This window comes from Stenotrophomonas sp. RG-453, assembly GCF_033843685.1.
Classification (GTDB): domain Bacteria; phylum Pseudomonadota; class Gammaproteobacteria; order Xanthomonadales; family Xanthomonadaceae; genus Stenotrophomonas; species Stenotrophomonas bentonitica_A.
Genome location: NZ_JAMYED010000011.1, coordinates 159,189 through 170,093, shown reverse-complemented (window position 1 = coordinate 170,093; position 10,905 = coordinate 159,189). Strand labels below are relative to the sequence as shown.

Annotated in this window: 9 protein-coding genes and 1 pseudogene; 7 read left to right on the top strand and 3 right to left on the bottom strand. The window is 60.7% G+C overall.

What is annotated here, in order from left to right:
- On the top strand, nucleotides 1-121 hold a 121-nt coding region (locus tag NJD74_RS19120; protein WP_148105806.1), incomplete at its 5' end, for a transposase.
- 63 nt (nucleotides 122-184) lie between these two features.
- Here NJD74_RS19120 and NJD74_RS19115 read toward each other — a convergent pair.
- Together NJD74_RS19115 and NJD74_RS19110 are read right to left on the bottom strand one after the other, a co-directional pair.
- Nucleotides 185-634 carry a 3-dehydroquinate dehydratase gene (locus NJD74_RS19115; RefSeq protein WP_313208911.1) on the bottom strand — a complete coding sequence of 150 codons (450 nt, stop codon included), beginning with the start codon at nucleotides 632-634 and terminating at the stop codon, nucleotides 185-187.
- Nucleotides 635-637: 3 nt separating this feature from the next.
- The gene (locus NJD74_RS19110; RefSeq protein WP_319624789.1) at nucleotides 638-1,048 is read right to left on the bottom strand and encodes a hypothetical protein; all 411 of its coding nucleotides are present in this window, start codon (nucleotides 1,046-1,048) and stop codon (nucleotides 638-640) included.
- A 178-nt stretch (nucleotides 1,049-1,226) separates the two neighbouring features.
- Between NJD74_RS19110 and lepB the strand changes: the two are divergent.
- Nucleotides 1,227-1,855 (top strand): annotated as a pseudogene (gene lepB, locus NJD74_RS19105) (signal peptidase I).
- A gap of 132 nt (nucleotides 1,856-1,987) precedes the next feature.
- Entirely contained in the window at nucleotides 1,988-3,265 is a 1,278-nt protein-coding gene (locus tag NJD74_RS19100) for an MFS transporter (RefSeq protein WP_319624788.1), read from the top strand.
- Here NJD74_RS19100 and NJD74_RS19095 read toward each other — a convergent pair.
- Nucleotides 3,255-4,157, bottom strand: coding sequence for a LysR substrate-binding domain-containing protein (locus NJD74_RS19095; protein WP_296338399.1), 903 nt, complete (start codon nucleotides 4,155-4,157; stop codon nucleotides 3,255-3,257). The genes NJD74_RS19100 and NJD74_RS19095 overlap by 11 nt on opposite strands.
- A gap of 244 nt (nucleotides 4,158-4,401) precedes the next feature.
- Between NJD74_RS19095 and NJD74_RS19090 the strand changes: the two genes are divergently transcribed.
- The 4 genes from NJD74_RS19090 to NJD74_RS19075 all read left to right on the top strand — a co-directional run bounded on the left by NJD74_RS19090 (nucleotide 4,402) and on the right by NJD74_RS19075 (nucleotide 10,753).
- Complete coding sequence (locus tag NJD74_RS19090; RefSeq protein ID WP_296338397.1) at nucleotides 4,402-4,752, top strand: hypothetical protein; 351 nt, start codon at nucleotides 4,402-4,404, stop codon at nucleotides 4,750-4,752.
- Between the two features lie 559 nt (nucleotides 4,753-5,311).
- A complete protein-coding gene (locus NJD74_RS19085) occupies nucleotides 5,312-8,344 on the top strand; it encodes a DUF6531 domain-containing protein (RefSeq protein ID WP_296338396.1) in 3,033 nt (1,010 codons plus the stop codon).
- On the top strand, nucleotides 8,344-10,479 hold the full coding sequence (locus tag NJD74_RS19080) for an RHS repeat-associated core domain-containing protein (protein ID WP_319624787.1): 2,136 nt from the start codon (nucleotides 8,344-8,346) through the stop codon (nucleotides 10,477-10,479). The genes NJD74_RS19085 and NJD74_RS19080 overlap by 1 nt, the downstream gene beginning before the upstream one ends.
- Nucleotides 10,472-10,753, top strand: a complete 282-nt coding sequence (locus NJD74_RS19075) for a hypothetical protein (RefSeq protein WP_319624786.1) — start codon at nucleotides 10,472-10,474, stop codon at nucleotides 10,751-10,753. Before NJD74_RS19080 ends, NJD74_RS19075 begins: the two co-directional genes overlap by 8 nt.
- Nucleotides 10,754-10,905 lie beyond the last annotated feature (152 nt).

Below are 10,905 nucleotides of genomic sequence, written 5' to 3'. Positions count from 1 at the left end.
GACGAACCTGGTGGAAGGCATCAACAACAAGATCAAGGTCATCAAGCGCGTTGCCTACGGATACCGAGATGACGCGTATTTCTTCCTGAAGATCCGGGCGGCCTTCCCCGGAGTTGGGTGAAGAACCCTTTATTTCGCCTCCAAGGGCATAGGGGCCCAGCGCCCGCCCCACCGACCCCGCGCCTCACGTCCCCACGTGCACGCCTTCGGCGATCTCACTGCACCCCAGGTGATCGAGCGCGATCTCCAGCGCGTGCATGTAACTCTGCGCGCAGTAGCCGCGCGCCACGCCGATGCGCTGGCCCACATCCGCTGGCAAGCACGCTTCCGGTGCGCGCGCATCGTCGTCGTGCACTTCCACGTAGGCGTTGTGCAGATGCGGCAGCAGGCGCTGCAGGCGCGCGCTGTCCACGCACGCACCCGGATCGAGCAGGGTGACTTCGCCACGGCTGTGATCGGCCACGCGCAGGGCGTCCAGCAACTCCTGCTCCGAGCCGCACGCGCGGATCGCCACCGAGGTGCCCGCATCGATCGCACGGTGCACCAGGGATTTGAGAACGAGCGGCGGCAGCGGCTGCGCGGTACGGATCAGCTGCCCGGCCGCTTCCGGCCCGCGGATGATGAAGATCGACATGGCTCAGCCCTCCACGGCGTGCAGGCGATGGGCGGCGATCGCCAGCGACAGGCGACACGCATCCTGGCGGCCGCTGCTGCAGACGACCCGCGCGGCCGGGGCGTGCTGCGGATGCAGGTGCTCGTCCAGCGCGTCGTCGTCGTTGCTGGCCATCTCGATGTACGGCACCGGCAGGTCCTCCAGCGCGGTGCGCAGCGCCTGGCCATAACGGGCCCACTGCGGCGCATCGACCGCCGCGGTGGCGATCAGGACCAGCGCCGGGCGGCTGCGCTGGGCACGCTGCAGGCAGCGCACCAGGGCCGGCAGGGAGTCGCAGTCGCGGCAGGCCAGGCGGTGCCCGGCGACCCGCGCAGGCAGCGGCGACGCGTCCGGCACGGCGTTTGACGGTGTGTGCCGGATCAGCAGGATGGTCATGGAGCGTCTCTTCGAAGCGCCCTTCGGCGCGGTGTCGCCACGATGCGGCCGCGCCCCGTAAAACCGCGATGCCGACCGGGCGGCCCCTGCGTAAACAGTGCGTAGCTTTTTCAGCGCGGGGCAGGGAACTTGCCCGCCGTCCATTCGGTCACAGCCACACACTTCCTGGAGCGCCCGTATGGACACCCCCGCCGCCGCTGCCCCCAACGACCACCGCCTGCTGCGCTGGCTCAAGAAAGAAGCGCTGCCGCTGCTGGTCATGCTCGGCCTGCTCGCCGCGGCGCGCGACACCTTGGCCAACCACTACCAAGTGCCCAGCGGCTCGATGCAGCACACGCTGATGCCGGGCGACCGGGTGGTGGTGGACATGCGCGCCTACGGCGTGCGCCTGCCGTTCACCTCGGTGGAGCTGCTGCACACCGGCCAGCCGCAGCGCGGTGACGTGGCGGTGTTTAATTCCCCGCAGGACGGCACCCGGCTGATCAAGCGCATTGCGGCGGTCGGCGGGGATCGGGTCGAGCTGCACGACGGTCACCTGAGCATCAACGGCCGTCCGCTGGCCCAGGCCGGGGTGGGTGAGATCGAGGACTTCGGCCAGCATCTGGCGCAGCTGGATCTGGGCCAGGGCGGTGGCCGGACATCACCGGCCTGACCGTACCCGCCGGGCAGGTGCTGATGCTCGGCGACCACCGCGGCAACAGTGCCGACGGCCGCTTCTTCGGCCTGGTCCAGGCCAGCGCGCTGTACGGCAAGGCCTCGCATGTTTACTACCGGCGCGGCGAAGGCCTGACCTGGCAGACGCTGTAATCCGGGCCGCGAACTGAATCGATATCTGCAACGTCTCGATTCAGACCTATCAGGTTATGGATCGACCTGTCCGCGCTGCCTATCCTGAGCGCTGACTCCTCGCTCCGGCCCACGCACGCGGGCCTTACCGGCATGAATGGCGACACCGCAGCGGTCCCCGACCGCAGCCCCCCGGCCACCACCAGCGCAGCGGCGGCCGGCGATCAGATCCAGCAGGGCACCCCGGCCTTCCGGCGCACGGCGGCCGCGCTGTTCCTGGCCGGCTTCTCCACCTTCGGGCTGCTCTACACAGTGCAGCCGCTGCTGCCCGAATTCAGTCGCCACTTCGGCGTCTCCGCAGCCAACAGCGCGCTGACCCTGTCGCTGAGCACCGGTCTGCTGGCGGTCTCGATGCTGATCGCGGGATTGATCTCCGACCGCATCGGCCGCCGCAGCGTGATGGTCGCGGCGTTGCTGGCGTCGAGCGTATTGTCTGTCGCCACCGCGATGGTGGATGACTGGACTACGCTGCTGGTGCTGCGCACGCTGCTCGGCATCGCGCTCAGTGGCGTACCGGCGGTGGGCATGACTTACCTCGCCGAGGAAATGGACAGCCGCGCGCTGGGCCTGGCGATGGGCCTGTACATCGGCGGCAATGCGATCGGCGGCATGAGTGGTCGTCTCATCGCGGGCATCGTCGCCGACCATTGGGGCTGGCGCTGGGGCATTGGCGTGGTCTCGCTGATCGCGCTGCTCAGTACCGTGCTGCTGTGGATCCAGCTGCCGCCCTCGCGCCACTTCCAGAGCCGCCGTGGCGGCCTGCGCGAACTGCCGGCGCGCTGGCGCAGCCTGTTCGGCGATCCCGGTCTGCCGTGGCTGTTCGCGACCGCCTTCGTGCTGATGGGCGTGTTCGTCACCCTCTACAACTACCTCGGCTTCCACCTGCTGGCGCCGCCGTATGGCCTCAGCCAGACCGTGGTCGGTTTGATCTTCAGCGTGTATCTGGTCGGCACCTTCAGCTCGGCGTGGATGGGGCAGCAGGCCAACCGCCATGGCCGCAGCCGCGTGCTGGCAATCTGCTACGGATTGATCGCGCTGGGCATCGTGCTGCTGGCGATGCCGTGGCTGGGCTGCATGGCGGCCGGCATCGCGCTGGTGACGTTCGGCTTCTTCGGCGGCCACTCGGTGGCCAGCAGCTGGGTTGGCAGCCGCGCCGGTGCGATGCGCGCCGAAGCGTCCGCCCTGTATTTGTTCGCCTACTACCTGGGCTCCAGCGTGGCCGGGGTGCTTGGCGGCGTGTTCTACACCCACTGGGACTGGCTGGGCGTATGTGGTTTCGTGGGGGTACTGACCGTGGCCGGTGGCGTGATCGCGTGGCGTCTCGGCCAGCGCGTGCAACCGGCCGCCGCCGCGCTTGCGCTCAGCCGCTGACGCCCTGCAGGAGCCGGGTGAAGTGACCGATCAACGGCGAAGCTGTGCCGCGGCGGCAAGCCACGTGCACTTCCGAACTGGCCGCTCGATCACTGAGTGCGACGAAGCGCGCGCCGTCCACCTGGATATGGCTGCACGAGGCGGGTAGCACCGTTACCCCCAACCCTGAGGCCGCGAGGCTGATCAGTGTCGAGGCTTCCCCGGCTTCCTGCACGATGCGCGGCGTGAAGCCGGCGCCCCGGCACAACGCGATGAAGTGATCGTGGATGCCCGCGCCGACCTCGCGCAGGAACCCGACGAACGGCTCATGCGCGAAAAGCCGCAGCGCCACCGCCGCATCGGCCGGCAACTCACGTACCAGCGGATGCTGGTCGTGCACCACCAGCGCGAGCGGATCACTGAACAGTTTGCGTGACATCAGCGGCGCGGGCAGGGCACGTTTGCGGATCAACCCGACATCCAGTTCGCCGGCCATCAGCGCATCGATCTGCTGCAGGGTGTTCATCTCGCGCAGCTTCAACTGCACCTGCGGAAACTGCTGGCGGTAGGCGAAGATCGCGCGCGGAATCTGCGTGGACAGCGGCGTGGCCCGGGTCAGCCCGATGCGCAGCTCACCGGTTTCCCCGCGCTGCGCGCGCTGGGTCAGATCGATCGCGGTCTCCACCCGCGCCAGCACCTCACGCGCCTGCTCCTGCAGCACGCGACCGGCGTCGGTCAGTTCCACCCGGCGGTTCGCGCGCAGGAACAACCGCGCGCCGAGCAGTGTTTCCAGCTGGCGGATCTGCTGGCTGAGCGGCGGCTGCGACATCCCCAGCCGCTCGGCCGCGCGGCCGAAGTGCAGCGTCTCTGCGACGGCCAGGAAGTAGCGTAGGTGGCGCAGTTCGATGGACATGGGTGGATTATGGCGTTCGGTTTGCCAATTGTCTGATTGCCTGGCCGACGATGGATGTCGGTCTCGTCGTGTAACGTTTCATCCAACTGGATATGGCAGCAGGAGGCGGACAACACCGCCACCTCCAACCCCACCAGCGCAAGCGGATCACTGAGCAGTTTGCGTGACGTTAGCGGCGGGTAGGGCACGGCCGCGGACCAACCCCACATACAATTCTCCGGCGATCAGTGCACCGATCCGCTGCATGGCGTTCATCTCGCGTAGCGTCAACTGCACCTGCGAAAACTGGTGGCAGCAGCCGAAGATGGCGCGTGGAATATACCTGCACAGCGGAGTAGCTAGTCTCACACCCGCTATCTGGGCCGCGCCACGCTCGATCAACCACCTGCGCGAAGACAAGAACTACATAAGCCAGTTCGTCCCGCGCATGCGCGGCGAGGGCGTGCACGCGGATCTGCTGTCCAACCGCTTCAAGCTGGCCGGCAAGCGCCTGGGCTTCGATGCGCAGCACAGCCACTGGCCGAAACTGGACTGCACCCGCTTCCTGCGGCCGCTGCCGCCGCGGGTGGACTCGCCGCAGGGTTCGTTGTTCTAACGAGCCTTGAAGGGACGGTCGTCAACAAACGTCTTAGTCCGTACCTAGTCGCCGTACATCAATGTAATCGGCCCGTTACTGCCGAGCATGCGTCCGCCACGGCAGTCTATTAAACAACCCCAGGCTTGCTTGCTGAACCGTGAACGATGTAGCTTAAGCTTAATTCTAAGTGAATGAGTCAGTATCCATGGATGGAAAAAGCACGCCCAATAGCCCGGGTAAGAGGCGCTTCTCCTATGTGATGACGCTATTGCCTATCGTTTCTTTGGGCGTCATATCAACGAGTGCTTTTGCAGCGCCCGCGAAAGAAAAGGTGCGAATAATCAGCCAAGCCGACGGCGGGGGTGGGGTAGCCACAACAGATATGGCAAGGATGACCGTCCGTGGGACTAGACCCAATCAGCCTCCCCTATTTAAGTCCTATAGCGGGATCTCCGCTCCTTACATCCAGCTGCCAATAGGGGGGGGCGGAGGAGGAACTGCAGCCCCTGCCCAAACATCGAAAGAGCAGGAAACCGACGATAGGCAGGACGACTGTCCAGAAGTTAGTGGGAATCCCGTGGTTCTTTACACTGGGAACAAGGTGGAGCCTGAGCTGGATTTTGCGAGCCAGGGAGAAATGGGCCTGTATCTGCAGCGCACCTACAACCACCATTGGAGTGCGGTTGGCATCTTTGGCCAACACTGGCTGAGCAACTTCGACTACTCACTGGCATTCTCTGATGAAAGGAATCTGGCTTGGTCGCAACGGCCAGATGGTCGGCGAATCAAGTTCCTCCGTGACCTGAGCAGTGGTTACTGGTTCGAGGACAAAGCGCAACCGGTGGCGTACATCAAGCAAAACGGCGATGGCTCATTCACGCTGCACAACGAACAGCGCGGGACAGAGAGCTATAACGCCGAAGGATTCATTACGCAGCAGCGCGATGAACAAGGCGTGGCATGGACGTACTCTTACAATAATCGTTATCTTCAGCGGGTGACTCATTCTTCGGGTCGACAAATCAACTTTTCCTGGAGTAATGGCCAGCTCGTGAGGGTAACGGACCCAGCCGGGAACGCTTACCAATACACGTATACCGCCAATGCCTTCGGTAGTAACCGCCCCCGACTCGCCTCTGCTGTAATGCCTGGCGCGCCCGCTACAACCATCAGCTACCACTATGAAGATGCAAGATTCCCCGGCGCCCTTACAGGCAAATCGTTCAATGGCAATCGATACTCAACCTTTGCCTACGATGCGAGCAGGCGCGCGGTTCTTTCCGAGCATGCGGGTGGAGTCGAACGCTTTACTTACAGTTACGCTGTACTTCAGACGGAAGCCGTCGCCCCTCCCCCCGCACCTGCTCAGCCAGGACGGTCTGCCGGAGGGACGGGGAGTACGCCGGGCTCACCATGGTGCGAACCGCGCGTAGGAGGAGAAATCTGCTATGCCCCACAGTCCCTGCCGTCCTTCCCTTCCCAGCCATCTCTGCCGACGTCCGGCGGCCCAACTATCAACCTTCCCGGCGTACCTGGGTCACCTGGCCTGCCTACAGACCCGCTTTCCCAACTTCCGACCACCAGGGACCGTGCAGTAAAGATCAGTGTCACTGAGACCAACCCGCTCGGCCGTAAGACTATCTACAAGTACGAGGATGGTAGGCAAGTATCGGTAAAAGGAGATGCGTCACCGAAATGTGCAGCCAGCTATAAGGAGCGTAGTTATGACGCCAATGGCTACCCCGACCTGGTCCACGACTTCGCGGACAATTTGACCAACTTTGATTACAGTCCCCAAGGCTTCCTGCTCAAACAGGTTGAGGCGGTCGGAACCAGTGCCGAACGGACAACAACGTGGGAGTGGGACACTGGGAAGAACCGCTTGCTGAAGCAGAGAATAGTGGGCGACGTCGAGAACAGTTTCACTTATGACGCCAAGGGAAACCTAGCCTCATCCACTGCGCGGAACGCCAGTGCAATTGGTGCGGTGGGCCAGTCCAGCGTCACGACATACACCTACACTTACCACTCCAATGGGCTAAAGGCATCAATAAAGTCCGACGGACCTCTCGCGCAAGATGACGTCATCGAAACATATAGTGGGTCAGGCGACCTTCTCGCGGTCAAAAACGCACTCGGTCACACCGTGAGCTACAGCAACTACAACGGTCTTGGACAGCCTGGCCGAATCGTTGGCGTCAATGGCGATGTAACCGAAATCTCTTACGATGCGCGGGGAAGAGTTGCCTCGTCTCGTAGAAGCATTGGGAATGACTGGGCCACGACGACTATCAGCTACGATCCAACTGGCAATCTGGCGAGCATCCTCCGCCCCGATGGCATCAAAGTAAGCTACAGCTACGACGCTGCACGGAGACTGGTGCTGGAGTCTAGGCCCCTCGGAGACGGGCAGTTTGCAAGGGTGAAGCATAGTTACGACAACGCCTCTAACCGTACTCGAACCGAAATATCGCAAAGCGACTATCCAGCCGATAGCCAAGTAGTTGGATACATCGATGGTGTCGCACACGACGGCCAGTGGAACTGGTTCGTACACGGTTGGGCCTGCACTACTGGATCCGCCGCATCCATCCAGGTCGACGCCTATGCCAGCGGGGGTGTGCACATCGGAAGCACCAAGGCGAATAGGGCTACCGGTACTGAGGTTGCGAACGTTTGCCAGGCGAGTGGAGCAGCGTACGGATTTCGCGTGCCAATCACCTTGGCTCAGCGCCAACAGTTGGGTGGCCGAACTGTTTCGGTCCAAGGCGTATCGCCTCAAGGAGCCACTTACAATCGGGCTTTGCCGAGCGCGGCAGATCATCTGATCCCGACAGCGACGATCATTGGCGGCGTCAGTGGGGTGGTCCAAGACGAAACATGGAACTCATACATCGAAGGGTGGGCGTGCTCCGTTGGTGTTGCTGCACCTATCGCTGTCCACGTCTATGCTGGCGGCGCTGCGGGTTCGGGCACGCACGTTGCAAGCGGGACCGCCAACCTGCCAGGTGACGCCACCGTCGCACATAGCTGTCAGGTGGCGACAACTGCGCATCGGTTCAGGGTGCTCTTAGACTTTGGCACCCGCCAGGCCCACGCCAACAAAACGCTGCACGTTCACGGCATCTCGCCTGTTGGACAATCCAACCTGGTCGTTACCGGATCCGGCAGCCATACCGTTCCACCGGCCACACTTAGCGCGCAGATCATCAGCTTTAACACTTCTCCGACTAATATCGTAAATGGAGAAACCACCGAGCTGACTGCTCGGGTGCGCAACACAGGAAATATCGTCTGGCATAGCAATACCTATCTTGCTTGGGGATTCATCCACCTAAACAACAGCATGCTCCTGTCAGCACCAGTTCCTCCTGGCGGAGAGGTGGTCTTCAGTCAAACCATCGCGCCAGAAAATCCTGGGACGGGAAACATGTACTTCGAATATTCTGCGCAGATGGCGAGCAGTGGTACAGCGTGGGGCCCGCGAGCCACCACGGGAGTGACCGTGTCCAATGTTGGCTGGGTCTGTAAGCCGAACGGAGAGTGTCAGGCGCCAATGTCAGTCGAGCCAGGCGGCCAGATGCTGAAGTCCACGGAAGGAGAGCGCTGATGTCCATCGCAACGGCAACACTGATCGCGTTGAGCACAGTTTCCTACAGCGTTGACTATCAGTATGACGAGCTGGGAAGACTGGTGGCGGAGAACGGTAACAGTGGTCAGAACGTCCGCTACGCCTATGACGCTGAGGACCGTCTGATCCAAATCACGGATTCGCAGAATCGCACGACGAAATTCGAGTATGACGCGCGAGGACGATTGTTGAAGAAGATAGATCCAGCGGGTGGCGCGACACTGCTGGCCCACGACGTGGGTGATCGTGTTACCAAGGTGATCGACCCCCGTGGATTGGTAACGAGATTCGAATACGATGGATTTGGACAACTGTGGAAGCAGAGCAGTCCGGATACTGGGGTCACGAGCCACCAATACAACGCAGGCGGCCTGCGAACGGGTACCGTGCGTAACGATGGCAGTACGGTGTCCTTTACTCATGACGATTTGGGACGACTTACTGAGGTCAATTCCGACGGTCAACAACACAGTTACAGCTATGATTGGTGCAGTAGGGGGCTGGGCCGGCTATGTGGATTGGCCGCTCCAACCACATCCACACATTTCGCCTACAGCCCTGCTGGTGAAGTTTTGATCAGGCGGGACTTCATCATTGCCGGTGGAGCGACGACGGACCACAGCACCACCTACGGCTTCGACGGGATTGGCAGGCCTAACAAGATCACCTATCCCAATGGAAACGCTGTTGAATACGGGTACGGGGCCGGCGGTCAACTTGGTTCAATGTCCGTGACCATCAACGGTGTGACCAAGCCGGTGATCACAGCCGCGAGTTACAAAGCAACGGGTGCTCGAAACAACCTCTCTTACGGCAATGGTCTTGTGCGTGGATATGGCCACGATCTGGACGGCCGCCTCACCTCCATGTCCGTACGGCGAGGGGACAACACCGCACTGAGCGCCTGGGACTACCAGCACAGCGCGGACAATGAGATCACCCGGATAGGTGACGGGGTCTCCCCGGACATGACGCAGGTCATTGGCTACGACGCGCTGAGCCGCCTGACCACCCTGACGCGATTCGGCGTGATCAACCAGCTTTCGTACGATGCGGGCGGCAATCACGATCGCTACCAAGCTGGAACCTCGCTGACCCAGTACAGCATCGATCCTCAGAGCAATCGCGTCCTGAACTACACGAGTGATGGTGTGAGCCGCCATTACCAGTACGATGCTGTAGGTAACAGGATCAGCGAGAAGAGCGGTTCGCGTGTGCAGACCTACACCTATAGCCCCTTCAATCGGATGAGTCAGGCTAACGTCAATGGGGCTGTTACAAACTACATGCTCAATGCGCAAGGCCAGCGTGTAGCGAAGCTCAACGCAAGCACGAGCCGCTACTACTACGCGGGGCAGAATCAGCTCACCTCTGAGCTGACGGACGGTACTTGGACGAACTACCTTTGGTTCGGCGGCGAGCTGGTAGGCTTGGACCGTGGTGGGCAAGTTAACTTTGTACACACCGATCATCTGGGGCGGCCTGAATTCGCTACGAACGCCAGGCAGCAGACAGTGTGGAAGGCTTACAACTACGCCTATGGCCGAAGTGTTCAGCAGGACAGCATTGGTGGGCTGAATATCGGTTTCCCAGGGCAGTACTACGACGCCGAGACAGGGCTCTGGTACAACGGATTCCGGGATTACGATGCAAGCATCGCGCGGTATGTGCAGAGTGATCCAATTGGCCTTCAGGGTGGATTGAATACCTATAGCTATGCACTTGGAAATCCGATAAGTCGAATTGACCCATTTGGGCTGCGTGATTGCGTGTGCGGAGCTTCTACGGCTAACAAGGAAGTTAGTTCAAAAAAGATAAGTGCTGACGAGGCAGTTGACAGAAATAAGAGCAATACTGACGGACTTGGTTTTGTTTCCAACGTAATTGGTAGTGCGATAGCGATATGGGGGCCTAAGAATAAAGTGGTTAGTACAACTGCGGGCTGGGCGGTTTCAGGCGCAGTTAATAGTTCAAACATACCAACAATTTATGGCGGTTATGTTGAAACAACGACAGTCAGTCATGGAAGTCGAGGTGGATTCGCAGTCGACTACCAGATGAAAGACAGGGATGGAAACGTTGTCATGGAAAATTCAGTCGAGAAGTGTGAGTGATATGACGCCAAAAACCTTGGGGCGGGTTACGATGCTCGCCAAAGTGCTGTCTGTAGTCTTGGTGGTTCACTTCCAGAGCAAGGCTTCAAGTATTTACAAGCAGCTCAGACAGTGCGTTTCGGAGTCGGCTGATTTGAAGATGGCTGAAATGTGTCAGAACTATCCAGAGTCAATTGATTTCTACTTGAATATGATGCTTGGTTCATTTATTGCAACCCTGCTTTTTTATTACTTGATTGACAGGGTTGAAGCGAAATATGTTCTCCGTAAATGATTTCACAAGCGATGAAGGAGTGATTTGATCTAGATGGAATGGGTTCTGCCGTCTTTGGCTGGGGCGGGGTCCACACGTTGGAATAGAGATGGCGAATGCGTCTGCTCAGGACGTCCCAAATCGTCGGGTCATCCGGCTGCGGCAGTCATCGG